25 protein-coding genes and 1 tRNA gene are annotated in these 25,635 nt (G+C 44.2%); 16 read left to right on the top strand and 10 right to left on the bottom strand.

The window, feature by feature from the left end:
* Positions 1-72 precede the first annotated feature (72 nt).
* From ACMXYX_RS12945 to ACMXYX_RS12920, 6 genes are all read left to right on the top strand, one after another.
* Positions 73-843, top strand: coding sequence for a motility protein A (locus tag ACMXYX_RS12945; RefSeq protein WP_415882042.1), 771 nt, complete (start codon positions 73-75; stop codon positions 841-843).
* A 13-nt stretch (positions 844-856) separates the two neighbouring features.
* On the top strand, positions 857-1,654 hold the full coding sequence (locus tag ACMXYX_RS12940; RefSeq protein WP_415882041.1) for a flagellar motor protein MotB: 798 nt from the start codon (positions 857-859) through the stop codon (positions 1,652-1,654).
* A complete protein-coding gene (locus ACMXYX_RS12935) occupies positions 1,651-2,037 on the top strand; it encodes a PilZ domain-containing protein (RefSeq protein WP_415882040.1) in 387 nt (128 codons plus the stop codon). Before ACMXYX_RS12940 ends, ACMXYX_RS12935 begins: the two co-directional genes overlap by 4 nt.
* Positions 2,038-2,122: 85 nt before the next feature.
* Positions 2,123-2,199: transfer RNA gene (locus ACMXYX_RS12930), tRNA-Met, on the top strand.
* Positions 2,200-3,750: 1,551 nt separating this feature from the next.
* Entirely contained in the window at positions 3,751-4,341 is a 591-nt protein-coding gene (locus ACMXYX_RS12925; protein ID WP_415896757.1) for a glutathione peroxidase, read from the top strand.
* On the top strand, positions 4,334-5,662 hold the full coding sequence (locus ACMXYX_RS12920; protein WP_415906081.1) for an ABC1 kinase family protein: 1,329 nt from the start codon (positions 4,334-4,336) through the stop codon (positions 5,660-5,662). The genes ACMXYX_RS12925 and ACMXYX_RS12920 overlap by 8 nt, the downstream gene beginning before the upstream one ends.
* Here ACMXYX_RS12920 and ACMXYX_RS12915 read toward each other — a convergent pair.
* Positions 5,642-6,034, bottom strand: a complete 393-nt coding sequence (locus ACMXYX_RS12915; protein ID WP_415906080.1) for a thiol-disulfide oxidoreductase DCC family protein — start codon at positions 6,032-6,034, stop codon at positions 5,642-5,644. The two genes, ACMXYX_RS12920 and ACMXYX_RS12915, sit on opposite strands and share 21 nt — an antisense overlap.
* A gap of 82 nt (positions 6,035-6,116) precedes the next feature.
* Here ACMXYX_RS12915 and ACMXYX_RS12910 point away from each other — a divergent pair, with 82 nt between their 5' ends.
* Positions 6,117-6,863, top strand: coding sequence for an SDR family NAD(P)-dependent oxidoreductase (locus tag ACMXYX_RS12910; protein WP_415906079.1), 747 nt, complete (start codon positions 6,117-6,119; stop codon positions 6,861-6,863).
* A gap of 11 nt (positions 6,864-6,874) precedes the next feature.
* Here the strand turns inward: ACMXYX_RS12910 and folM are convergent, their stop codons facing one another.
* The 4 genes from folM to ACMXYX_RS12890 all read right to left on the bottom strand — a co-directional run bounded on the left by folM (position 6,875) and on the right by ACMXYX_RS12890 (position 9,817).
* Entirely contained in the window at positions 6,875-7,585 is a 711-nt protein-coding gene (folM, locus tag ACMXYX_RS12905) for a dihydromonapterin reductase (RefSeq protein WP_415896753.1), read from the bottom strand.
* A gap of 17 nt (positions 7,586-7,602) precedes the next feature.
* The gene (locus tag ACMXYX_RS12900; RefSeq protein ID WP_415896752.1) at positions 7,603-7,920 is read right to left on the bottom strand and encodes a DUF6482 family protein; all 318 of its coding nucleotides are present in this window, start codon (positions 7,918-7,920) and stop codon (positions 7,603-7,605) included.
* 13 nt (positions 7,921-7,933) lie between these two features.
* Positions 7,934-8,572 (bottom strand): GTP cyclohydrolase I FolE, encoded by a 639-nt coding sequence (folE, locus tag ACMXYX_RS12895; protein WP_415896751.1) that lies wholly within the window; start codon positions 8,570-8,572, stop codon positions 7,934-7,936.
* 195 nt (positions 8,573-8,767) lie between these two features.
* On the bottom strand, positions 8,768-9,817 hold the full coding sequence (locus ACMXYX_RS12890) for a Leu/Phe/Val dehydrogenase (protein ID WP_415906828.1): 1,050 nt from the start codon (positions 9,815-9,817) through the stop codon (positions 8,768-8,770).
* A gap of 441 nt (positions 9,818-10,258) precedes the next feature.
* Between ACMXYX_RS12890 and ACMXYX_RS12885 the strand changes: the two genes are divergently transcribed.
* The gene (locus ACMXYX_RS12885; RefSeq protein WP_415906078.1) at positions 10,259-10,783 is read left to right on the top strand and encodes a hypothetical protein; all 525 of its coding nucleotides are present in this window, start codon (positions 10,259-10,261) and stop codon (positions 10,781-10,783) included.
* Here ACMXYX_RS12885 and ACMXYX_RS12880 read toward each other — a convergent pair.
* A complete protein-coding gene (locus tag ACMXYX_RS12880) occupies positions 10,771-11,232 on the bottom strand; it encodes a GNAT family N-acetyltransferase (RefSeq protein ID WP_415882030.1) in 462 nt (153 codons plus the stop codon). The genes ACMXYX_RS12885 and ACMXYX_RS12880 overlap by 13 nt on opposite strands.
* Positions 11,233-11,563: 331 nt before the next feature.
* On the opposite strand from ACMXYX_RS12880, the gene ACMXYX_RS12875 reads away from it, so the two are divergent.
* Positions 11,564-12,226, top strand: a complete 663-nt coding sequence (locus tag ACMXYX_RS12875; RefSeq protein WP_415906077.1) for a TorF family putative porin — start codon at positions 11,564-11,566, stop codon at positions 12,224-12,226.
* Positions 12,227-12,361: 135 nt separating this feature from the next.
* Here ACMXYX_RS12875 and gatB read toward each other — a convergent pair whose 3' ends face one another.
* From gatB to gatC, 3 genes are read right to left on the bottom strand one after another with little or no spacing between them, the layout of a single operon-like run.
* Complete coding sequence (gene gatB, locus ACMXYX_RS12870) at positions 12,362-13,816, bottom strand: Asp-tRNA(Asn)/Glu-tRNA(Gln) amidotransferase subunit GatB (protein WP_415906076.1); 1,455 nt, start codon at positions 13,814-13,816, stop codon at positions 12,362-12,364.
* A gap of 14 nt (positions 13,817-13,830) precedes the next feature.
* The gene (gene gatA, locus ACMXYX_RS12865; RefSeq protein WP_415906075.1) at positions 13,831-15,282 is read right to left on the bottom strand and encodes an Asp-tRNA(Asn)/Glu-tRNA(Gln) amidotransferase subunit GatA; all 1,452 of its coding nucleotides are present in this window, start codon (positions 15,280-15,282) and stop codon (positions 13,831-13,833) included.
* Between the two features lie 40 nt (positions 15,283-15,322).
* Positions 15,323-15,610 carry an Asp-tRNA(Asn)/Glu-tRNA(Gln) amidotransferase subunit GatC gene (gene gatC / locus ACMXYX_RS12860; RefSeq protein WP_415882026.1) on the bottom strand — a complete coding sequence of 96 codons (288 nt, stop codon included), beginning with the start codon at positions 15,608-15,610 and terminating at the stop codon, positions 15,323-15,325.
* Positions 15,611-15,833: 223 nt separating this feature from the next.
* On the opposite strand from gatC, the gene ACMXYX_RS12855 reads away from it, so the two are divergent.
* The 7 genes from ACMXYX_RS12855 (at position 15,834) to ACMXYX_RS12825 (ending at position 25,109) form a co-directional block, all read left to right on the top strand.
* Entirely contained in the window at positions 15,834-16,871 is a 1,038-nt protein-coding gene (locus ACMXYX_RS12855) for a rod shape-determining protein (RefSeq protein WP_007022323.1), read from the top strand.
* Positions 16,872-17,019: 148 nt separating this feature from the next.
* A complete protein-coding gene (gene mreC, locus ACMXYX_RS12850; RefSeq protein WP_415896746.1) occupies positions 17,020-17,826 on the top strand; it encodes a rod shape-determining protein MreC in 807 nt (268 codons plus the stop codon).
* On the top strand, positions 17,823-18,320 hold the full coding sequence (gene mreD / locus ACMXYX_RS12845; RefSeq protein WP_415896745.1) for a rod shape-determining protein MreD: 498 nt from the start codon (positions 17,823-17,825) through the stop codon (positions 18,318-18,320). Before mreC ends, mreD begins: the two co-directional genes overlap by 4 nt.
* Before the next feature lie 14 nt (positions 18,321-18,334).
* A complete protein-coding gene (locus ACMXYX_RS12840; RefSeq protein WP_415896744.1) occupies positions 18,335-18,913 on the top strand; it encodes a Maf family protein in 579 nt (192 codons plus the stop codon).
* Positions 18,914-18,928: 15 nt separating this feature from the next.
* The gene (gene rng, locus ACMXYX_RS12835; RefSeq protein WP_415896743.1) at positions 18,929-20,395 is read left to right on the top strand and encodes a ribonuclease G; all 1,467 of its coding nucleotides are present in this window, start codon (positions 18,929-18,931) and stop codon (positions 20,393-20,395) included.
* A gap of 18 nt (positions 20,396-20,413) precedes the next feature.
* Positions 20,414-24,286 (top strand): YhdP family protein, encoded by a 3,873-nt coding sequence (locus ACMXYX_RS12830; RefSeq protein WP_415906074.1) that lies wholly within the window; start codon positions 20,414-20,416, stop codon positions 24,284-24,286.
* Positions 24,276-25,109 carry a carbon-nitrogen hydrolase family protein gene (locus ACMXYX_RS12825; protein WP_415906073.1) on the top strand — a complete coding sequence of 278 codons (834 nt, stop codon included), beginning with the start codon at positions 24,276-24,278 and terminating at the stop codon, positions 25,107-25,109. The genes ACMXYX_RS12830 and ACMXYX_RS12825 overlap by 11 nt, the downstream gene beginning before the upstream one ends.
* On the opposite strand, the gene yjgA is transcribed toward ACMXYX_RS12825, so the two are convergent.
* On the bottom strand, positions 25,106-25,630 hold the full coding sequence (gene yjgA / locus ACMXYX_RS12820) for a ribosome biogenesis factor YjgA (RefSeq protein ID WP_415896740.1): 525 nt from the start codon (positions 25,628-25,630) through the stop codon (positions 25,106-25,108). The two genes, ACMXYX_RS12825 and yjgA, sit on opposite strands and share 4 nt — an antisense overlap.
* Positions 25,631-25,635: the final 5 nt, after the last annotated feature.

Below are 25,635 nucleotides of genomic sequence, written 5' to 3'. Positions count from 1 at the left end.
TACTTTGATTCAAGAGAGTGTAGATTGTACTCTCAGATCATAAGCAATGCGTAGTTTAAAGAGAGAGATCTAATGGATTTTGCATCACTGTTAGGAATAATTTCAGGCCTAGCGCTAATTATATCTGCCATCATTATGGGCGGTAGTGCCGATGTGTTCGTAAACGTGCCTGGCATGATGATTGTTGCTGGGGGCACGATAGCGGCAACTTTGCTGACAGTGCAATTTAAAGATGTACTTAACTCTTTTAAGGGCGCATTTATTGTTTTTACACAAGATAAGACAAATCCACAGGAAATGATTGATACTATGCTTGAACTGAGCCGTATCAGTCATCGTCACGGTTTGTTAAAGCTGGGTGATGTTGAAAGCTCCTCTCCTGTATTAAAACGTGCTTGTATGTTGATGGCCGAAGCTGCTTCTGAGCAGGTTATCCGTAATACCATTCAAAACGAGATCGACTCATTAGTTTCTCGTCATCATGCCACTCAAGATGTTTTTAAGAAAATGGCGGCTTATTCTCCGGCGTTTGGGATGTTAGGTACGCTAATCGGCCTCATTCAAATGCTGAGTGTTTTAGATAACCCTGAAGCAATCGGTCCAGCTATGGCTGTTGCGCTTTTAACAACGTTTTACGGCTCCCTATTAGCGACAATGGTATTCCTACCTATAGCAGGAAAACTGAAATCTAGGACGCTATTGGAAGTGACTAATTTAGAAATAATACGAGAAGGGTGTATTAGCATACTGACTAATGACCACTATATGCATGTATACGAACAGCTTTCGTCTTACATTCCTGCTGCTCAGCGAAAAAAAGTAGCGATAGGCAAGAAAAAGTAGTCGGGAGATCTAAATGAACTCTAAAAAAACATTAGTAGAGGAAGAAGAGGGCGCAAGCTGGATCTATACCTTTGCTGATCTAATGACTTTGCTGTTGGTGTTCTTCGTGTTGTTGTTTTCTCTATCAAGTGTCGAAGCTGAACGTTTTGAAAAAACCATCAGATCGCTGAATGATGCTTTTCAGGGGGATGATGGAGCGAACAGTATTATTGACCTTCCTCATAATGCTCCAGTTAAAACTGAGATACCTGAGGAGATAGAAGAATCTCTACCTGCGACAGATATTGCAGAGAAAGATGCTGAAAAGCCGAATGAGAATGAAGCTGAATCTCAAAATGTAGCGATTGATTCCGAGTTGACGAAATTAACTCACGAAATTAATCAGCAATTTCAAATTGCTGCGGCTACTGATGCCGTTGAAGTTGGAACGCCTAAAGATGGCAAAGTGACCATCAAAATTAAAGGTGATGTACTATTTCCGTCAGGTTCTGCTGAGTTTAATACAGAGATGATGACGGTTCTGGATTCTGTGGTGCTTACATTAAAGAAAAACCCAGATCTTAAGCTGAGTATTAATGGTCATACCGATAATATTCCTATCCAAACTCCAAGATTCCCTTCTAACTGGGATCTGTCTGCTATACGTGCTACTAATGTGCTCCGATATATGGTGCGTGGTGGTTTAGAGGTGGATCGAGTCACGGCAACGGGATATGGCGATTCGGTGCCTGTATCGTCGAATTCTACATTGAGAGGGCGAGCAGAAAATCGTCGATTGGAGTTTGTGTTAGAGAAAAGGGCGGCGCAGTGAAGATACCTATAGAGTTAGAACTTTCTGAAGAGGAAAACCGTCGCCAAGCTTTTCGAGCTGCTTCAAGTGGTCAGGTTAAAATGACGATTGGCGAGACGACGGTTGAGCTCTTGGATATCTCTGCAACTGGTGTGGCCTTCAAAACGGATCAAACCTTTTCGGGTTATTTAGAAGATGTCGCTATTCTTTTCAAAACGCATAAAAAATACCGCTTAAAACCACGCTTAAAGGTTTCATTCTGTGGCAAAGGTCGTTGTGGCGCTGAATTTGAAGGTTTGTCAGATAAAGCTCATATGGCTCTATCTGAGTTAGTCGTAAGTTTGCAAAAAGAGCTTATACGCCGAGAACGGGCTTTGAGAGAAGCGGCTGAAGATGGCGCGTAAGTGCGGCTTTCTATCTATTTGAAAATAATCTGAAAAAAAGGCTTGTGGTTTAGGGTAAGCATCTATAATATACGCGCCACGTTGATGCGGGGTGGAGCAGCTTGGTAGCTCGTCGGGCTCATAACCCGAAGGTCGTTGGTTCAAATCCAGCCCCCGCTACCAAATTCAGATTAAGCCGATTTAGTTCATTCTAAGTCGGTTTTTTCGTTTCTGGGGTTTGTTAATTTGAGTGGAGCCGCTTGTTAGCTCGTGGGCTCAGCTCTTGTAACCCCGGGCGAAGTTCGTTGGTCCTATTCCAGCCCCCGCTACCAAATTCAGATTAAACCGATTTAGTTAATTCTAAGTCGGTTTTTTCGTTTCTGGGGTTTGTTAATTTGAGTGGAGCCGCTTGTTAGCTCGTGGGCTCAGCTCTTGTAACCCCGGGCGAAGGTCGTTGGTTCAAATCCAGCCCCCGCTACCAAATTCAGATTAAACCGATTTAGTTAATTCTAAGTCGGTTTTTTCGTTTCTGGGGTTTGTTAATTTGAGTGGAGCCGCTTGTTAGCTCGTGGGCTCAGCTCTTGTAACCCCGGGCGAAGTTCGTTGGTCCCATTCCAGCCCCCGCTACCAAATTCAGATTAAGCCGATTTAGTTCATTCTAAGTCGGTTTTTTCGTTTCTGGGGTTTGTTAATTTGAGTGGAGCCGCTTGTTAGCTCGTGGGCTCAGCTCTTGTAACCCCGGGCGAAGGTCGTTGGTTCAAATCCAGCCCCCGCTATCAAATTCAGATTAAACCGATTTAGTTCATTCTAAGTCGGTTTTTTCGTTTCTGGGGTATGGTTATTTGAGTGGAGCAGCTTGGTAGCTCGTCGGGCTCAGCTCTTGTACCCCCGGGCGAAGGTCGTTGGTACCAATCCAGCCCCCGCTACCAAATTCAGATTAAGCCGATTTAGTTAATTCTAGGTCGGTTTTTTCGTTTCTCGGGTATGGTAATTTGAGTGGAGCAGCTTGGTAGCTCGTCGGGCTCAGCTCTTGTAACCCCGGGCGAAGGTCGTTGGTTCAAATCCAGCCCCCGCTACCAAATTCAGATTAAGCCGATTTAGTTAATTCTAAGTCGGTTTTTTCGTTTCTGGGGTATGGTAATTTGAGTGGGCAGCTTGGTAGCTCGTCGGGCTCAGCTCTTGTAACCCCGGGCGAAGGTCGTTGGTTCAAATCCAGCCCCCGCTACCAAATTCAGATTAAGCCGATTTAGTTAATTCTAAGTCGGTTTTTTCGTTTCTGGGGTATGGTAATTTGAGTGGAGCCGCTTGGTAGCTCGTCGGGCTCAGCTCTTGTACCCCCGGGCGAAGGTCGTTGGTACCAATCCAGCCCCCGCTACCAAATTCAGATTAAGCCGATTTAGTTAATTCTAGGTCGGTTTTTTCGTTTCTCGGGTATGGTAATTTGAGTGGAGCAGCTTGGTAGCTCGTCGGGCTCAGCTCTTGTAACCCCGGGCGAAGGTCGTTGGTTCAAATCCAGCCCCCGCTACCAAATTCAGATTAAGCCAATTTAGTTAATTCTAAGTCGGTTTTTTCGTTTCTGAGCCCCTTATTTTCAGTCGACCCAGAAGGTTTCAGTTCTCACGGCCCCTCTTTTCGTAGAGTGATATAAACAGCCGATATGCTCTTTACCTAGGTTGCATAATCCGTATGCTTACTTTGTTCGTATGCATTTGGAAAGGAATCCGGAGGAAAGCTATGAATTGGGCTGTATCTTCAATCATCATGTTTCTATTTTGCTCGTTGCTGTTTATCAGGCCAGCCTCAGCAGAGCTTGTTGAAGTTGAACAAGGTCAGGCATGTCCCGATCTGCTTAACTACCGCTTTAAGCGACTAGGTCAAGATCAATATGAAAACCTATGCGAAGCATATTCTGGAAAGCTCATACTCGTGGTTAATACTGCAAGCAAATGTGCTTTTACGCCACAGTATGATGGCCTTGAGAAGCTCTACCGGAAATATAATTCCTCGGGTTTTGTCGTACTAGGTTTTCCGTCTAATGATTTTGCCGGTCAAGAGCCAGGTACTCAAAAGCAGATCCTTAATTTTTGCCGCTTAACCTACAGCGTTGAATTCCCGATGTTTGAGAAAGTTCACGCTGTTAAGGGCAAGGCCCATCCTTTTTATCAGCACTTAGCAAGTTTGGCAGATGGGCAGTACCCCGGATGGAATTTCCATAAATATCTTATCTCTCCCGAAGGTGAATTGATCGCTAATTTCAAAAGCTTCACTAGGCCTTTAGATAAAGGTTTGGTCAATCTTATTGAGGCGAATTTACCTAATGGATGAGTTGTTTGATCAAAATACAAAAGCGGTTCCTACCTCAAGGATCTCACGACTAAGTAAGTTAGGGGTTCTAGCAAGCAAAGTTGCCGGAAATATGCTGGTGGATGGTGGTAAAGAGCTGATGCAAGGCAAATCACCAGCAATAAGAGATCTCCTTATCTCCGAGAAAAACTTAAAACAGCTAGCAGATAAGCTGGCCACTATGCGTGGTGCGGCTATGAAGGCTGGGCAATTGCTTTCGATGGATGCAGGGAGTTTAGTTCCGCCTGATATGGCTGTATTGCTAGAGCGATTAAGAGCCGATGCGGTCACTATGCCAGCTGTTCAGTTATTAGATGTACTGGAAAAAAATTGGGGGGATGAGTGGCAGGATCAATTCCAGCGTTTTAGTTTTAAGCCAATTGCAGCCGCTTCGATCGGGCAAGTCCATAAAGGCTTAACGCTGGATCATAGGGAGCTCGCGATCAAGATTCAATATCCTGGCGTTCGAGAGAGTATTGATAGTGATCTAGATAATGTTTTCGGACTATTGCGTTTCAGCGGCTTGATTCCCAAGGACTTGGATCTAACCCCACTGGTTGATGAAGCTCGGAGACAGTTAAAGCTTGAAGCGGATTATCGCCATGAAGGCCAGCAACTACGAAATTACGCTGCGAACATGGCTACTTTCTCTCGGCGAGAAGAGTTGATGTTCCCTGCATATCATGAGGACCTTTCGACCGATCAAATCCTTTGTATGAGTTACATGCAGGGGCAGTCTATAGATAAATTAGCTTACGCTTCTCAAGAAGAGCGGAATCGCGTGATGTCTTTGATGATGGAGTTGTTCTTTGCTGAATTTCTAGACTATCGCTGTGTGCAAACAGACCCTAATTTAGCTAATTTTCTCTATAACCTAGAGAGTAAGCAGTTAGTGTTATTGGACTTTGGGGCGACGCGTGAGTTCGATTGGACCTTTGTTGATAACTATCAAGAAGCATTGCGAGCAGCTACTTTCGAAGATCGAAACGCGTTGGCCTCGGCATTAGATAAGCTGGGCTTTTTTGTTCAGGGAAAGGAAGTAAAAAATCTCGATGTCGTTTTAGATATCTTTGTTCTTGCGACTGAGCCTTTGAGATTTAAAGGAAGCTATGATTTTTCTGGTTCTCAATTGGCAGAGAAGATTAGAGATAAAGGCCTCTCGATGAGCAGTGACCCTGATGCATGGCACTCACCACCACCGGATATACTTTTCCTTCATCGAAAAATGGCTGGACTGTATCTCATGGCGACGCGCTTTAATGCTTCAATTGATATGAATCGATTAGTTTCTCGATATTGGTGAGCATTGATCATCGCAGCGTTTTCTAATACGCCATGCTGCGAAGCGTGTGTAGATAAACTCTAATAAGGGCTCTAATTTTAGGGCTTTTATTACACTAGCAATTTTTTTATAACGCGGCAGATTTTCCCAAATTAAGAGGAAGCTTGCGACACCTGTGATGGTTGTTCCATCTCTATTGATACTATGAAGCCTCTCCATCGCTGCGTTTAGTTCTATGTTGTGATCAGATAAGCGCTCTGGATTTAGATAGATATCCACCCATTCAATAGAACTATCAGTATCTACTCGTTGGTAATGATTAATCTCTTTTTTACATAGAGGGCAACCACCGTCGAAAAATACGATCGGTTTAGCTTTTGATTCTTGCAACATAGTGTTTGTTCATCGCGGATTTATTCATCTATTACGGCAAAACCCTTTGATCGGTTCAAATGTTTTAGTCGTATTAGTCTGTATGAATAGTGTAAACAACAGACATAAAAATGTAGTCCTAATCGGTGCAACAGGTGGAATAGGATCAGCACTGATTAAGCAGCTTCTTCAAGATCCTGATGTTGGGCATATATTTGCTTTTTCACGTTTGTCAGCAGAAAAGTCAATAGAGTTATACAAAGACAAGGTAACTTATGGTTATGTCGATCTCTATTCGGAAAAGAGCATTTCTCAATTGGGCGTGCTTCTAGAAAGCATAGAACTTGATTTGGTCTTGGTTTGTTCTGGACTCCTCCATGATGAGCAAACTCAGCCTGAAAAACGCCTCAGCCAGATTAATATGGAAAACTTCCAAAAGCTTTTCCATATTAATGCTACAGCGCCTATGTTAATTGCGCAGCAGCTTGTTCCTTTGCTTAATAAAAAGGGCAAAGCTGTATTTGCTGTGATTTCTGCTCGAGTGGGCAGTATAAGTGATAATCGCTTGGGTGGTTGGTATGGTTACAGAGCCAGTAAAAGTGCTCTGAATATGCTTCTAAAAACCTTATCGATAGAGACACAGAGAAAACTTCCTCAGTCTATCACCGTTGGATTGCATCCAGGCACAGTGAACACAATGTTGTCCCAGCCATTTCAGACTAAGGTTCCAGCAGAAAAGTTATTTACTCCTGAGCAATCTGCTAGCTATTTGTTAAGTGTCATAGAGACGCTACGGCCTGAACAAAGCGGGAGAGTATTTGCATGGGATGGTGCAGAGATACTCCCCTAATGCGCAATTATCTAACGGATATGTCTGCCACCATCTAAAGACAATGTCCTGCCTGTCATATATTTGCTATCTAGTAGATAATCTACCGCTTTGATTATCTCTTCAGTACCAGGCGCAATTTTTAAAAGGGATTTGTCTAACGCATTAGCTTTATAACCACTGTCGTCTTCAGGGTTAAACATGATCAATGAGGGAGCGATAGCATTTACTTTGACCTTTGGTGCGAGAAGAGATGAAAAGGATAAGGTCATATTGCTCAGTGCCGCTTTGCTCGCAGCATAAGCGATATGTTTATCGCTACCTTTGTCGACAACATAGTCAGTAATATTAATGATGTTGGTAGTAGATTCGCAATTTTCCAGCAGGGGCTTTAGTGCCAAATTGAGTTGGTAAGGAACGCCAGCATGGATCATCATCATTTTGTTGAAGATGTCTTCAGGAGAATGCTTACTGGTTTCAGGTAGCCAATCTGAAGCATTGTGAATAATGCCCCTGAGGCTGGTGTAGTTACTTTTTACATGGTCGATAAGATGATTGAGTTTTTCTTGTTTATAAAAGTCACACTCAATCAGGTCGGCATCAGAGATCTCTTCTAAATTATCGTAATAGGTTCTATAGGTTCCAATAACAGGGATGCCGTGCTGTATAAAATGCTTGCACAATGCAAACCCGATACGTTTGCCTACGCCAGTGATAAGGATTGGTTTTGATTTGTTTACCATCTTTTCTGATATCCGTATTAGTGACGTGTGTTGGCAATTTGTTTCCAAGGTAGAGAGGTTTCAAAACTATCTGGGAAAACGCTTGGAGGCTGTCCGACCATTTCGTCATAAGCGCTGTTGGGTCTGCGAAGTGTATAGTGCTCAACATCGACAAATTGGAAGATCTCTTGTATCTCAAGCAAACTGCGAGTTTTAAAAGGAGAGTCACCTTGATATAGGAGGCGTTTTTGCCCTTCTGCTTCTACTGTCACTTGATAAAGCATCCAATCCAGTGAGTGAATAACAACTTTATCTATCGGTTCAAGGTCATGTATATCTTCTATCTGAAGTTTCATCGCTATCACCTACTTATGTTAAAAACTCTGCTCTTGTACGTTCGTTAGTCTTGAAGATGCCGCCGAGTGCAGTGGTTTCAGTTGCTGAATTGACATCCATGATGCCGCGAGATTTGACGCAGTAATGTGTTGCTGAGATAGAAACAGCAACGTTATCTGTTTCTAGTAGAGTCTGAAGCGCAATAAGAATTTGCTTTGTAAGCCTTTCTTGAACTTGCGGGCGTTGGCTAAAGAATCTAACGAGGCGGTTGATCTTTGATAAGCCGATGATTTTTTTGTTAGGGATATAGGCTACTTTTGCTGTGCCATCTATAGTCACGAAATGGTGTTCGCAGGAGCTTACGAGATTGATGTCGCGGACTTTGACCATCTCGTCCACATCCATTTTGTTTTCGATCATAGCTATCGCTGGAAAATTCTTATAATCCAGACCAGAGAAAATCTCATGCACATACATCTTCGCTACGCGATGGGGTGTTTCTCGTAAACTATCATCTTCTAGGTTAAGACCTAAGGTGCTCGCAACTTCAGTCATAAGCCCTTTTATTCGTTCGTACTTTTCGTCTTGGGTTAGAGGGGATTCGATGGTGGGGGTCTCTAATCCTTTTTCTATGAGTTGGTCTCGAACGGCAGCAGCTTCTGCAGAAATCATAATGTTACCCCTAACAGTATTTGTCCTTAATACGAGATAAATATTGATCTAGATCAATAAAATTGTAGCGTTTTATGAGGAGGAGGTGGGGGCTGATCCTGATTCTTATAAGGGAGTGTGAAACAAAAAAGGGGGATGTGAAAGAAAGCTGACATCATTTAATGCCAGCTTCTGGGTGTAGCTTGATGGTTAGAGTTAGCTCAAACGTTCCACTGCAAGTTCATCTGCAATTTCACCCGTAGGGCGATTTTCCTTTGTCGAACGATTAAAGATTTCGTTGAGTGTATCTCCGATACTTTCAATATGTGCCTTGGCTTTTTCTACGTCATATCCGCTGCGCTCATAGGATATATCAATGATCCCGCCTGCATTGATGGCGTAATCTGGTGCATAGAGAATGCCACGATCATGTAAGTCATGATCGTGTTGAGGGCGTGCTAACTGGTTATTAGCTGCACCAGCAATGACTTTTGCTTTGATAAGTGGGATGGTTTCATCATTCAAGCTAGCACCTAATGCGCAAGGAGCGACTACATCAACCTCCTGCAGCAGAATTTGGTCTAGTGGGACTGCCTTAGCTCCCAGCTCGTTCACTGCCTTTTCTACTTGCTCTGGATTGATATCACTGACAAATAGCTTGGCGCCTTCTTTATGGAGGTATTCAGCTAGGCGGTACCCCACGTTCCCAACACCTTGTATCGCGACTTTAAGTCCTTTGAGATCAGTGATGTTTAGTCGATGCTTTACGGCTGCTTTTAAACCTATAAATGTTCCGTATGCCGTTGCCGGTGATGGATCGCCGTTAGAGGGTTGGCCATCGATACCTAGATGTTCTGTCACCCCTGCAACATTATCCGTATTTTGTCCGATGATTCTTAGATCAGGTACGGATGTCCCCGAATCTTCAGCAGCAATATATTGGTTCCCCGTTCGTTCTAAAAAACGTCCCATTGCTGCTAGGAGCTCTTTGGTTTTGTGCTTGCGAGGATCGCCAATAATAACTGACTTACCGCCACCTAAAGCTAGGTTGGCCAAAGCTGATTTGTAAGTCATCCCTTTGGATAAACGCAGTACATCGGTTAGTGCTTCTTCGTCGTTAGCGTAATTCCACATTCGGCACCCGCCTAAAGCTGGGCCGCGTTGGGTGTTATGAATAGCGATTATTGCTTTTAGGCCTGTTTCTGGGTCATTACAAAAGACGATCTGTTGATGTTGATCGAATTCCGAGTGGTTAAAAATAGTCATTACAATTCCTGAAACATCTCTATCGACATAGGGAGCCAGCGACAGAGCATTGGGTAATACTGAAAGAATAAGAATTAAAGCCTTTTGCTTAGAGATCAAAGCTTCCATTATGAAGCCATTGATAATCTGCTATGGCTTTAGGATTTAGCAATCCAACTATCAAAGGTTTTGTCTTGGCTGACTCGAAGAAAAGGGAGTGAAGATGAGTGAGAGAAAGCAGTCATATGATTTTACCTCTTGGTTGGATCACAACCAGATGATTAAGTACACAGAATGTGAAAAGTACCGGCCCTTTTGAGGCGGTAATAGAGCGAAATATTACCAGTGATTTTAGGGCAATAACACTGTGGCGTTAGCTTCTGCATGTAGAAAATAAGCGAAATTATTGTCACTGGTTATACTTATAACGGCTTTAACCTAACCATGAGGTTCTTTAAACAGATGGATGTTAACGCGATTGTTTATATCGGTGGAGACTTGGATAGTGAAGGATGCTCTGCAGCGACACGCTATGATATTGGCTTGCGCTGTATTGAGTATGTTTTAGAACAGCTGCCTCAAGAAATCACCTCGGTTATATTGTTGGCGGATAGCAATCAGCCTCAAATCGAAGATTTGTCCTTGCCGATTATTTATGTAGACGCTTCTCCTAAAGGTTTTTTATCAGACCTTCATAAGGTTCTATCGGGGCAGTCGGATAGCCATTTTTTAGTGTTATCTGGGGCAGATGATCGGTTTACTAACGAGCATTACTCGCAACTTTTGGATCACTCTGCAAGGTTGCCTCATATGACGGTTATATCTACCCACCAGGGTGAAATATTGCCTTTCCCCATGATTTTACCAGCCGGGGTCTCTGGTGATATAAGGGATTTTCTTTCTGAATCTGAGGGTTCTGTGGCTGATTGGTTAGAACAAAGTGTGTTTATTGAGTGTGAACTCACAGATGTTCCTTATTTACTGTAAAACATAAGCTGAGTTGCATTACCTCTGCTGGAATAGTCTTTTTGTTTTTGTCGTAGATAGGTAGGTGCTGAATCAGCCGCAGCTTTAAAACCGTGTTTTTGGTAGAAGGGTGCTATTTCCTCATAGGCAAAGCAAAAAAGATAAACATCTAGGTTTATCTGTTTTGTACAAATCTCTTTCAACAAATAGCTGCCTAGTCCTAGGCTCCTTTGTTGCTTATCTACCCACAATCCTCTCAGGAGGACTGTCTTGCGTTGCGCTGAGAAATGATGCTCTGGGATAGTTGAGAGCCTTGCCGCAGCGATTATTTCCTTATCTCTTGTTAGCCAGATACAGCGATCATCCGGTTGAATGCGCCCCTTATGACCATTCCGTTTATAAAAACGCCCTAGGTCTGGTGATTGAAGGTCTACGCCTATAGCAGAATGTATATTTATATTAGTAGCCACGGTTACCTAACCCTCACTCATAAATGCCTTTTAGGCCTTAGTTTTCAATTTCTGAAATGCAGCCTACAAAAGGTATTGCGTTTAAATTAAATGATCTTCTTTAGTCATGTTTTGATTATATCTAAAGTCGCCACATCTGGATTGTGCTTGTGCTTGTGTTTGGTGCAGGTGCACAAAACCAGGATCAACTTTGGTGCATGGATTGGTGGGCGGTAGAGGTAAAATATATGGCTTTTACTTAACTTACTGTTTTTAAAGATAATATTTTAGTTGGCACGTGGCGTGCTTTATGAGTGGTAATTATGAAATATTATTTTGAGGGGACAATATCATGGTTAAATCTACTACTAAATCTTTGATCGCTGTGGGTCTACTATCTGCTTCAGCTATGGCGCAGGCTGGCTTATCTGCAAATATTGGTGCTTCCAGTGAATACTACTTCCGTGGCTACGATCTGTCTGAGGGACCGATGATGAGTGGTGGTTTGGATTATGAAGCTGATAATGGTCTTTACGCAGGTGTTTGGGTTGCAGGCTTTGAAAACCCTACAGATGCTTCAGATCCAGCAACTAGTGATGATAATGAGCTTGAGTATGACATTTACGGTGGCTATGCAGGTGAATTCGGCGATATTTCTTATAGCGTAGGTTATACCGGTTATTTTTATAAAGAAGCTGATATTTCATTCCACGAGATCAACTTTAACTTCGGTTATGAGTTCTTGAGCCTAGAAGCTACCTTCGGTACAGAAGACGATGATACTTCCGCTGATGCTACAGATGATGATTACACATTCATCGCTCTAACTGGTGAGTATGAGGGTGCATATCTGACTCTAGGTACTTACGGTAAAGATTACGATGGTGATTATGCGGAACTTGGTTACGGCACTTCTTTCCAAGGTCTAGATTTCGGTGTTGCTTATGTGAGCACTGATAGTGATATCGATTCAGATGGTATGTATTTCACTATTGGTAAATCATTCGATCTATAAATTAGCATCGCCTTTGATTGATGTACACATGCTAGGGATTTTTGCCCATCTTCGGATGGGCTTTTTTTTGGGGCTGAGGTGCAAATAAAAATGCCGTGCTAAGCACGGCATTTTTAGTTTTGCTAGATTGTTTGCTTAAGAGCAAAGTGCATCTAGTTTTTGCTTTAGTACGCCTTGAACTTGGCCTGGGTTGGCTTTACCTTGAGAGGCTTTCATAACCTGACCCATAAAGAAGCCAATCATCTTGCCGCGTTTCTCAGGCTCAGCACTTACATACTGTTCTACTTGAGGTGCGCTGTTAGCAATCACATCATCAACTATCTTCTCGATAGCACCGCTGTCTGTTACTTGCTTAAGGCCTTTCGCTTCGATGACTTCATCAGCACTGCCGCCTTCATTCCACATTACTTCGAACACTTGCTTGGCGATTTTGCCAGAGATCGTGTTGTCTTTAATGCGTGCAAGTAGGCCGCCGAGTTGCTCTGCAGATACAGGGCTGTCAGCGATAACCGTATCATTTTGGTTAAGCATTTTAGATAGCTCACCCATGACCCAGTTTGCTGCTAGTTTTGCGTCCTTAGATGCTTTGGCTACAGTTTCAAAGTACTCAGCCATAGTGCGATCGCCAGAAAGTACCATCGCATCGTAATCACTCAGTTTATACTCTTCGATAAAGCGAGCTTTACGTGCGTCCGGTAATTCAGGTAGGGAATCACGTACCGCTTCGATGTAGCTTTCATCAATCTCGATTGGCAGCAGATCAGGGCAAGGGAAGTAACGGTAGTCGTTGGCTTCCTCTTTCGAGCGCATTTCGCGGGTCTCGTTTTTCTCTGCATCATACAGGCGCGTTGCCTGAACTACTCGGCCGCCATCTTCAATCAGGTCAATCTGGCGTTCGATTTCACCGGTGATTGCTTTTTCGATAAAGCGGAAAGAGTTGATGTTTTTAGTCTCGGTACGCGTACCAAACTCTTCTTCACCTTTGATGCGAACCGATACGTTACAGTCACAACGGAAAGAGCCTTCCGCCATGTTACCGTCACAGATACCTAGACTGGTTACAATCGAGTGAATCTTGCGTACATAGGCAACGGCTTCTTCTGCGCTGCGCATATCTGGTTCAGATACGATCTCAAGTAGCGGGGTGCCGGCACGGTTAAGATCGATGGCTGTCATCCCCGGGAATTCATCGTGAATCGACTTGCCCGCATCTTCTTCTAGGTGGGCACGTGTTACGCCAATACGTTTTTCGGTACCGTCTTCTAGAGTGATATCAATGTGGCCCACGCCTACGATAGGGTGGAATAATTGACTAGTTTGATAACCTTTTGGTAGATCAGGATAGAAGTAGTTTTTACGGTCAAAAACCGATCTACGGCCGATCTCGGCATCTACTGCTAGACCGAACTTTACGGCCATGCGCAGTGCTTCTTCGTTGAATACTGGCAGTGTGCCTGGTAGTGCTAGGTCTACCGCACACGCTTGTGTATTAGGTTCGGCACCAAACGCTGTGCTGGCACCGGAAAAGATTTTGGAGTTTGTCGCTAGTTGGGCGTGGATTTCAAGCCCGATTACCGCTTCCCATTCCATAGTGAATAAACCTCTTAGATGCCTTGTGGTGTCTGTTTATGCCAATCAGTCGCCAACTGGAACTGATGCGCAACATTTAGCAGTTTCTGTTCAGCAAAATAGTCGCCAATGATCTGAAGACCAGTTGGTAGACCATTAACACTGCCGCAAGGAACAGACATGCCAGGAAGGCCAGCAAGGTTTAGGGAGATAGTGAAGATATCTTCCATGTACATCGCTACTGGATCAGATGTTTTTTCACCCAGTTTAAAAGCAGGGTGAGGTGTTGTTGGGCCCATGATGACATCAACTTCGGTAAGCACCTTAGCGAAGTCGTCACGGATCAAACGGCGGATTTGCTGAGCTTTGTTGTAGTAGGCATCGTAGAAACCCTCAGATAGAGCATAAGCGCCAACCATAATGCGGCGTTTAACTTCAGGTCCGAAACCTTCGCCGCGGCTGCGTTTGTATAGATCTTCGAGATCAACTGGGTCTTCACAGCGATAGCCGTAACGTACACCATCGAAACGAGATAGGTTAGAAGAAGCTTCAGCGGGCGCGATAATGTAATAAGCAGGGATCGAGAGCGCTGTATTTGGCAGGCTGACCTCTTTCACTGTTGCGCCAAGCTTTTCAAACTCTTTAATCGCTGCTTGCGTATGTGCAGCAATATCGGAATCCATATCATCCATGAAAAACTCTTTTGGTAGGCCGATGCGTAGGCCATTTAGAGGTTTTTCAAGGTCAGCTGTGTAATCTGGTACTTCGCGATCTACAGAAGTGGAATCGTGCTTATCGAAACCAGCCATTACGTTTAGCATCATCGCTGCATCTTCAGCGGTTTTAGTCATTGGGCCACCCTGATCTAGGGAGGACGCAAATGCGATCATGCCGAAACGAGAAACACGGCCATAAGTTGGTTTTAGGCCAGTAATACCGCAAAGCGCAGCAGGCTGACGGATAGAGCCACCTGTATCTGTGCCTGTCGCAGCAGGTGCTAGTTGTGCCGCTACAGCTGCTGCAGAACCGCCAGATGAGCCGCCTGGGACACAATCTGTGTTCCAAGGGTTTTTAGCTGCACCGTAGAAGCTGCTCTCGTTGGAAGAGCCCATGGCAAATTCGTCCATGTTGGTTTTACCCAACATTACTGCACCAGCCTGATTGAATTTGTTAATAACAGTCGCGTTGTAAGGTGCAACAAAGTTATCAAGCATCTTTGATGCACAGCTCGTGCGAACGCCTTGTGTACAGAAGATATCTTTGTGCGCAATCGGTAGGCCGGTAAATGCACCTGCAGTACCGGCGGCAATAGCTTCATCTGCTGCTTTTGCCTGAGCTAAAGCTTGCTCTTCAGTCACTGTAATGTAGCTGTTGTATTTACCATCCTCAGCCTTGATGCGTTCTAGGTAGGCTTGGGTTAATTCAACACTACTAAAATCACCCGTCTTCAGCCCTTGAGCTAATTCGGCAAGTGTTTTTTCAAACATGGAATACTTATCCTTAATCAATATTCTGGCTGAATGGGTATCACTCAATAACTTTAGGTACTAAGAACAAACCGTTCTCTACAGCAGGTGCTACAGACTGTAGCTGCTCTCGGTTGTTTTCTTCAGTAACGTCATCGCTGCGTAAGCGTTGTACAGCATCCAGAGGGTGTGCCATTGGTGATACATCAGTGGTATCAACGGCCTGCATCTGATCAACCAGATCCAGAATATTTGTCAGATTTTGCGCGTATTCAGGAGTGTCCTGTTCTTCAATTTGAAGGCGCGCCAGATGGGCGATTTTGTCCACATCAGAGCGATCCAGAGACATAATTTACTCTCGCTTGTAGGGGTGGCTTTATGAGAATGCATAAAGGGAAAAAACTTAAAGATGTACGTTACCATATCGTCAAAGCTTCATGAAGATAATTTAGCCAGTGTTTTTAAGTAGTTTTACTGATTTTCGCCTTGCTCAAAGCGCCTACCGTTGTTAGAGTTACGTGTTTTCAGGATATAGCGGCTATACCTGCAGAATTTCTTAGGACTCCCTGTACATGCTCAAGAAAATTCGTGGTCTTTTTTCCAGCGATCTGTCCATTGACCTGGGCACTGCAAATACACTGATTTATGTCCGCGATAAGGATATTGTTCTTGATGAACCGTCTGTTGTCGCGATTCGCCAGACTGGTAATCAAAAATCTGTCGCTGCAGTAGGTGCTGACGCAAAACGTATGCTGGGTCGTACACCCGGTTCCATCACAGCTATTCGTCCAATGAAAGACGGCGTTATTGCCGACTTCCACGTGACAGAAAAAATGCTGCAGTACTTTATCAGTAAAGTTCATGACACTAATTTCCTAACACCAAGCCCTCGTGTATTGGTGTGTGTGCCTTGCAAATCTACCCAAGTAGAACGTCGTGCGATCAAAGAATCTGCGATGGGTGCGGGAGCGCGTGAAGTTTATCTAATCGATGAGCCAATGGCTGCTGCAATCGGTGCAGGCTTGCCTGTTGATGAAGCAAGCGGTTCCATGGTGGTTGATATCGGTGGTGGTACGACCGAAATCGCTGTTATCTCTTTGAATGGTATCGTTTACGCGGATTCAGTTCGCCTCGGTGGTGACCGTTTTGATGAGTACATCGTGACTTACGTTCGTCGTAACTACGGTAGCTTGATTGGTGATTCGACTGCTGAGCGTATCAAGCAAGAGATCGGCACGGCTTACCCATCTTCCGAAATGCACGAAATTGATGTGCGTGGTCGTAACCTGGCTGAAGGTATTCCGCGTAGCTTTACGCTTAACAGCAACGAGATCCTAGAAGCGCTTCAAGAGCCACTATCTGCGATCGTCCAAGCTGTTAAGAGTGCGTTGGAGCAATGCCCACCAGAATTGGCTTCAGATATCGCTGAGCGTGGTATTGTATTGACCGGTGGTGGCGCACTATTGCGTAATATCGATCGTTTGATTAGCGAAGAAACAGGTCTGCCTGTAATCGTTGCTGAAGACCCACTTACATGCGTAGCGCGTGGTGGTGGTCGTGCTCTGGAGCTATTGGATAAGCATGGCTTCGAGCTAGTTAGCCATGATTAACCCATGCGTGATATTGATTCCAGCCTAATCTTTGATACTTGCCTCCGACATATCTATATATGTCAGGGGGTGAGTTATTAAGACTATATTCCTCGGCCGATCTTCAGGCCGTTTTTTCTTTTTTCTGGTTATTTTTGCCTTTGCGCTGATGGCTGCTGACCTCTATTCAGCTAAAGTCAGAGAAGGTCGCGCCTATCTATCCCTACTTCTAACGCCTTTGCAGTGGATTGTTGATATTCCAAGCCGTGTTGCGGGTGAAGTTTCTGATGTTGTGGTTGACCGTAGCCTTCTAGTGAAAGAAAACGCAAAGCTTAAATCCGAAGCGTTACAGTTGGAGCGTAAAGTTCAGCAAAATGCCGCACTTCGTCAAGAAAATAACCGCTTGCGAGCACTACTTCGTGGTAGTAAGCGTGTTGATGAAGAAGTTGAATTGGTTGAGCTGATCGGTGTGAACCCCGATCCTTTCCAGCATCAGGTGATTATTAACCAAGGCAGTGAAAATGCGGTGACGGTTGGTCAGCCTATCTTGGATGCTGGTGGTGTGATGGGGCAAGTAACCGAGATCTCTCATTACACGAGCCGCGTTATGCTGATTACTGATGCTCGACACGCCTTACCTGTAGAAATTAATCGCAATGGTTTTCGTTCTATAGCGCTTGGTAAGGGGCAGTTGGATGAGTTAGAGCTCAATCATGTTCCTGATACTGCAGATATTGAAAAAGGGGACTTGGTTATTACTTCAGGTTTGGCACAGCGATTCCCGCGTGGCTACCCTGTTGCAATTGTATCTGAAGTGATCCGAGATCCTGGTCAACAGTTTACCAAAGTGACCATTAAACCGACGGCGTTATTGGATAAATCCCGTCATCTGTTGTTAGTGAAAATGCCAGAACTTAAAGTTGAACCTGACATTGAAGCTCAGCCTCTATCGCAATCACAAGAGGTGAGTGAGTGACGCCTGGGTCGCCTGCTGCTTCGGGTGGTGGATTAATCATCCTTGCCACTTTTCTGATCGGTTTAATGCTTAGTCAGATGCCTCTGCCTTACTACCTAGAATGGGCGCGCCCTGAGTGGATAGCGATGATCCTTATCTATTGGGTCATGGCGCTACCCCATCGTGTTGGCATGGGTATGGCTTTTTTCTTGGGTTTGTTTCTAGATGTTATTAAGGGGAGTGTCTTAGGTCTAAATGCACTATCACTGACGATAATTGCCTTTTTAACATTACTTTTACATCAAAGACTTAGAATGTTCCCTGTGGTACAGCAGGCCATGATGGTGATGGTGCTGGTGGGAATCAATCAGTTACTGTTTCACTGGATGCAGGCATTCACCGGTTATACGGGTGAGAGCCTGATATTCCTCCTGCCTTGCCTTATTAGTGGGTTACTATGGCCGTGGTTATTTGTTTTCTTACGCGGTATTCGCCGCTTATTCCGAATACGCTAAAGGAAGGCCGTTAAATGGAATTGATTCTTGCCTCAGCTTCCCCAAGACGAAAGGCATTACTCGATCAGATTGGAGTGCAATGTTCTGTAAAGCCCGTTGATATCTGTGAAGATGTTAGAGATGCTGAGCTAGCAATGGATTACGTTGAGCGATTAGCGATTGAAAAAGCGCAAGCTTGCTTTGCTTGCACTGATGGATCTAAAGCAGTGTTAGGTTCTGATACTACGGTTGTGCTTGACGGAAGAATTATGGGAAAGCCTGCGGATCAAAATGAAGCAATTGAGACGCTTCAGAGGCTTTCGGGCAATACTCACCAAGTACTTACGGCAGTTGCATTAGTGACCGCGGAACAAACGCGATCTGTTGTAGTCTCAACTAACGTCCGTTTTCGGCCAATTTCGTTGGCTGAGTGTAAAGCGTATTGGCGATCAGGTGAGCCGCAAGATAAAGCTGGATCTTATGGTATCCAAGGATTTGGCGCTGTATTTGTTGAAGAGATTAAGGGCAGCTATTCTGCAGTAGTGGGTTTACCTCTGACAGAAACGGCTGAAATGTTGGTGCAGGCAGGTATTCGCATCTGGCATTCGAAATAGTATTAAGGATAGGTCATGGGCGAAGAGATACTGATCAACTTTACCCCGATGGAAACTCGGGTAGCGGTTATCGAAAATGGGATGCCGCAAGAAGTATATGTAGAACGCGTACATCGTAGAGGTATTGTCGGTAATATTTACCAAGGTAAAGTTGTACGAGTTTTGCCTGGGATGCAGGCTGCGTTCGTTGATATAGGTCTAGAGCGCGCAGCATTTATCCACGTTGAAGAGGTGCTTTCTCAAAGTGCCACGCATGAGGAAAAGGCTAATACCTCTATTGCTCAAGTGCTTCGCCAAGGGCAATCTTTGCTTGTTCAAGTGACTAAAGATCCTATTGGTACTAAAGGTGCTCGCCTTACTACTCACCTTTCTCTTCCTTCTCGTTATCTGGTGTGTATGCCCGGTAACAGCCATGTTGGTGTTTCCCAACGAATAGAAGATATGGAAGAGCGTGATCGATTACGTGGGATCATGAAAAAACTTGTATCCACCGACGATGGCGAGCCTGCTGGGTTTATCTTGCGTACGGTGGCAGAGGGCGCTGCAGAAGCGGAGTTGGAAGCAGATACTCAGTTCTTGAGACGTTTATGGGCTTCGATTAAAGAGAAAATATCAACCGCTAAAGCGCCAAGTGTCATCTATGAAGACCTGCCGTTAAATATGCGAGCACTGCGAGATATGGCGCATTCAGGTCTAGAGAAGATCAGAATTGATTCCAAAGAAACGTTCCAAAAAGCGGAAGACTTTGTAAAAACACTGGTGCCTGAAGTTGCTGATACGCTTGAGTATTATCCAGGTGAGCGGCCTATTTTTGACCTCTTTAATGTTGAAGAGGAGATACAAAGAGCCTTAGGCCGTAAGGTGGAGCTAAAGTCAGGTGGCTACCTGATTTTTGACCAAACAGAAGCGATGACGACGGTTGATGTTAATACTGGCGCGTTTGTGGGTCATCGCAACCTCGAAGAGACGATCTTTAAAACGAACCTTGAGGCTGCAACGGCGATTGGTCGTCAACTTCGCTTACGTAATCTTGGCGGTATTATCATTATCGACTTTATCGATATGGAAGATGCAGATCACCAGCGCCAAGTGCTTAGAACTCTGGAACGGGTGTTAGAGCGCGATCACGCGAAGTGTAAAGTTACAGGTGTATCAGATCTTGGTTTAGTTGAGATGACCCGTAAGCGTACCCGTGAAAGCTTGGAACAGGTCCTCTGCGATGTTTGTAGTGAATGTCAGGGCCGGGGGTCAATTAAAACGCCTGAAACGGTTTGTTATGAGATTTTCCGTGAAATTCTTCGCCAGCATAGGGCCTATGATACAGATAGCTACCTCGTCTTGGCTGCTCAACCTGTAGTTGATTATCTACTAGATGATGCTTCTAATCATGTTGCGGAATTAGAGGCCTTTATTGGCAAGACGATTCGTTTCCAGGTGGAGCCTATGTATAACGCTGAAAACTTTGATGTTGTTTTGCGCTAAAGCTAAAAAGGATTGCTAGTGAAACGCCACGCTCATTCTGTCTTTTGGTTCCTATATTGGGGACTTGCTGCACTTGCAGCAATTGTGGCGCTCTTGCTGTTCTGCATCAAAATCTTGGTAGAAGATGTTGATCAGTATCGACTAGATATCCAGCAAAGTTTATCTGAACAACTTTCTGCGCAAGTTCATATTTCAAGCATCGCAGGTGAGTGGCGAGGCTGGCAGCCAGTCATTTCTGTTCGTGGTCTATCGGTAGATCAAATAGAAGCAGAAGCAGGTGCTTCCTTTGGTATGCTAGAGGGGGTTGTTGCTTTAGATACAGGGGCTTCGTTAAAGGCACTTACACCTGTCTTTTCCCAGTTTGACTTGCAAGGCCTGACGCTTAAGTACGATCACACAGTTGCTTCTAAAAATAATTCAACATCAACTCAAGAAATTCCTGCGTCGCAAACAAAAACGGAGCGGGGCGCTAAACCCCATAAAAGCTCCGACCTTTTATCTTTTCTATTAATGCAGCGCGCGATCAATATTGAAGATACGCGTATTGTTGTTATTCCTAAAAGCGGCGATGAAATAATCATCGAGCCGATACAATTACATCTCCAACATGATGGTGTATTGCATCAGCTTAAAGTTGACGCGGATCTAGTGACTGCGTCGGGCAAAGCAGATCTGAAGTTCGTAGCTGAGGTTGAAGGTGATCCTACAGAAAAGGCAGCGAATTTTTATCTAAAGCTATCTGGGCTTGATCAGCAGTTGCTCAATCCTTGGTTAAAACTAATGGATGTTCAATTAGATGGTTTGCAAGCTGAGCAGGAATTTTGGGGACAAAGCTATAAAGGAAAATTAGCTTACCTAACGGGTAAAACTTCCATAGAGAACTTTGCTTATCAGGACTACGTATTTGAGCAATTTGCCGTTCAAAGTGCGCTGGTGCGAAGGGATCATAGCTTTCAGTTGCAGATTACCGATCTGATAATAGGCGCTGCTGAAGAACAATTTACCTTGCCCCGAATGAGTTTGGATCTTGTTCGAAATGGGATTGCGATCAAACCACAAAAGTTGATGATCGACCGTATTGATCTGCAGCGCTTATCGGATCTGATCATCAAACAACCTTTCTTACCGAAATCTGCTATTCAGGTAGTAGATACGCTATCGACGAAAGGTGTTGTGGAAAACTTAATGGTGTCTTGGGGCAAAGATGCTGAGTTATCAGAATTTAAGTTACTTGCGGACCTTAACAAGGTAGGTATTGATGCTTGGGATGATGTGCCTGAGTTAAAAGGAATTAATGGATTATTAAAGGCCGATATTGCTGGAGGAGAGATTCATCTCCAAAGCGATGATTTCATCATGCAATACCCTACGTTGTTTGATTATCGCTGGCAGTATCAACATGCTGAAGGTGTAATAGGTTGGCGTTTTGAAGACAAAGGAGTGGTGGTTGCTTCCCAATTACTTCGTGTGAAAAACGAAGGTGTATCTGCATCGGGACGTTTCAGTATTTACCTTCCTTTTTCACGTGATGAACAGCCTCTTCTGAATCTGCAAATTGGTATGCAGAGCAGCGATGGTTTGCATGCTAAATATTACATTCCTCCAAAGGAAGTGGGTATAAAGACTTACGATTGGCTAGTAGCAGCTATTAAGCAAGGGCATATCAATCAGGCGGGTTTTGTACTAAATGGTGTTACTCGCTCACGATTAGATGATTACCAATTGCCTAGTGTGCAGATGTTCTTTGATCTGAGTGATGCGTCTTTTGAATATCAGCCGGGTTGGCCTGAAATTAACAAAGCGGATAGCTTTGTTTTCTTTCGTAATGGAGAATTAACTGCTGAGGCCAAAGGCGGGAAAATCTACAATTCTGATATTGATTTTGCTTGGGTTCATCTTCCAGTCTCTACTGATAAGTTACTTATAACGGGTAGTGTTAATGGCTCAACAAAAGATATAGAACGCTTATTAACTCAAAGTCCGCTGCGAAAAGAGGTCGGTGATGAGTTAGCGGCTTGGGAAATGGCAGGGGATACAGCGACCCGTATTGAGATTGATTTACCTCTCAAGGGCAATAAAGCGCCAAAAGTTGATGTGAATTCCTCAATTGCAAAGGGGCGTTTCCATTCCAAACAAGAGGGCATTGATTTTTCTAATATCACTGGATCTGTGAGATACAGTTCCTCCAATGGCCTTTCCTCTAAGAAGCTTGATGCGAGATTGTTTGAACAACCTATCACTGCAGCTATTAGTACCCAGAAACGTAAAACTGCCATTGATATTCGTGGTGCGGTGAAAGCGGACTATTTAAGGGAATGGTTAGGCTTAGATCTTTTAAGAGTCGCTCAAGGGAAGCTTTTTTATAGTGCACGATTGGATATGTGTCCGGGTAAAAGCTGTAATCAGTTGGTTATCAAAAGTGATTTAAAAGGTATCGCCTTATCAGCACCGTCACCACTTGCAAAAACGGCTGCTCAATCGAGTCAGTTAACCATCATCAGTGATTTAGGTCGCCAGTTTAAAGATGATCGAAGTGTTGTACGTTTTAACTTAGGTAATCAGCTACGTGGCGTGATGCTAAATAGCAATAATAAGGTCTCAAGAGGACGCTTCACTTTGGGTGGGGAGAGACCAGCTTTGCCAACGGCGCAGGGAATTTGGGTCAACGGTCGAGTTGCTATGCTCGATTATGACCAATTAGAGCAGTTTTTCCAAACTGCCGGTTTTACTGAAAGTACTACTGCTAAATCTGGGTCTACTCAAACGGATAATTTATTAAAAGAAGTCGATCTGCAGATTGAACAGTTTAGTTTTGAAGATATTGTACTGGATAAGCTTAAAGTAATTCTTACACCTGATGTTGGTGGTTGGATGCTAACAGCTAATAGTCCTCAAGTAGGTGGTAAACTCTGGATGCCAGAGGATTCTGACAAGCCTTATAAGGTAAAACTAGGCCATCTCCGTATTGAGAAAGATGAAAGTGATAGTGATAGTGAGCAGAGTGGTACTGCGATCACGCCGCCTGTAGATCCAACAGTTTTACCTAAGCTCGATTTTAGCGTCGACAACTTCGAACTCAATAAGCTTCCTTTGGGAAGTTGGCGATTTATATTAAGGCCAACCCCTTCAGGGGCTGTAGTGAAAGATATTTCAGGCAATATGCATGGTTCTTTGGTTCGGGGTGAATTGCGTTGGGATAAAAATGGCAAAGAACTCTCCGACCTTACAGTAAAACTAGATAGTCAGGACTTTGGCAAAGTTCTCGATGCATGGGGTATCTCAGATACCTTAGAAACCAAAAGCCTAAATGCCTACTTACAGCTTTCATGGAGTGGAGCTCCTTGGAAGTTTGAAGTAGGTCAGTCGAATGGTGAAATGCAGTTCACGGCGAAGAATGGACGTCTACTCGATGTTGGTAACTCAGGTAATATTCTCCGCATCTTCGGTATTTTAAATCTGCAATCATTAGGACGAAGGCTTAGGTTGGATTTTACCGATCTGGTCAAGACTGGTGTTGCTTTTGATGAGATGAAAGCAGATTACTCTATTAAAAAGGGTATAGCGCATACATCCGAGCCTTTTATTATGACGGGACCATCCGCCAATATGGCTATGAGTGGTAGCTTGAATCTAATCAACGAAACGGTTGATAAGGAGATTGAAGTCGCTTTACCTGTTACGGATAACATTCCTCTAGTAAGTGTATTGCTCGGCGCCCCGCAAGTAGCGGGTGCGGTTTTCCTTTTTGATAAATTGATTGGTGATCCTTTAGCTAAGTTCACTACGGTTAAGTACCGTATGAGTGGAGATTGGGGTAATCCGGAAATCGATGTGGATCTAAATCAGAAAAAAGAGCAACCGGAAGTGGATCAGGAGCTTCATGATGGCTAAATTAGCAGTTGCGCAGATGGTTTCAGGGGAGTGTGTTGATACAAATTTAGAAACTGTTGAGTTGCTGGCTGAAGAGGCTGCTAATTCAGGAGCGCAATTATTACTCCTGCCTGAGAATTTTGCGTTGCTAGATTCTCGTGCTCTGATTGATTTGGCTAGGGGTGAAGTCAAAACTCGAAGAATACACAATCTATTATCTTTGCTAGCAAAGAAATATAACCTTTGGATTGTGGCTGGAAGTGTGCCTGTATTGACCCAGGGAGCTGATGAAGCAAAGGATAAAGTTTGGGCTAGCTGCTTGGTCTTTGATAGTCAGGGGGAGCAGAAAGCCTCTTATAATAAGATTCACCTGTTTGACGTTGATGTAGCTGATGCGCATGCGGCTTATAGGGAATCAGATTTTATTCAAGCGGGAAGTGATCTCGTTACTGTTGATACTCCGTTTGGCTGTATTGGGCTAGCCATTTGTTACGATCTAAGGTTTCCGGAGCAGTTTCAAAGATTACGTCAAATGGGCGCGGATATAATTACAGTTCCTTCGGCTTTTACCTACGTGACAGGAAAGGCGCATTGGGAGGTCTTGTTGCGCGCACGGGCAATAGAGAATCAATGCTATGTTCTAGCAGCTAACCAAGGGGGCGAACATAGTCCTAGCCGCAAAAGTTGGGGGCATTCGATGATTGTGGGTCCTTGGGGGGAGGTGCTTACGGTTAGAGAATCTGCAGGTAAGGGCTTAGTGTTTGCCGATATTGATTTAAAAGACGTGCAAGACAGGCGAGGTGCCATGCCTGTCATGCAGCATAGAGCTAAAGCGGGCTTTTAAACACCATCTACCTCACGTAAATACTTAAACAGTTTTCTGGCTGCTGCCGGTGGCTTTTCCAGTTTCTGTTCTTTTTGAGCATTACGAATTAATTGACGCAAATGCTGGATATCGGCATTTTCATGTTCGGCAACATAGGCTTGAAGTGCACTGTTGCCTTCACCTATCAGTCGGTCTCGCCAACGTTCTAATTTATGGAACGCTTGGGTATGTGCCTGATGACCTGCTTCGAATAGTCCGATAGCTTGTTCAATCTCTTCGCTATCTTCAGTGCGTAGCAGTTTGCCGATAAACTGCAGATGCCTTTTTTGAGCGCCATTAGATTTAATGCGGTGAAACTCATCGATTGCACTACGTAAGCGGTCATCTAATGAAAGCTTATCGAGTTGCTCTTTATTGAGCTTCGTTAGCTTTGCACCCAAATCCTGCAGCGCATGCATCTGCTTTTTAACATCAGTTTTACTCAGCCATTCCTCTTCAGATTCTGGCTGTAGGTGATCAAAATTGTCGTTTTCGCTCATGTGAT

Origin of the sequence: Neptuniibacter sp. QD72_48 (assembly GCF_047778065.1) — a bacterium.
Classification (GTDB): domain Bacteria; phylum Pseudomonadota; class Gammaproteobacteria; order Pseudomonadales; family Balneatricaceae; genus Neptuniibacter.
This window is presented reverse-complemented; position numbering and strand designations above follow the sequence as displayed.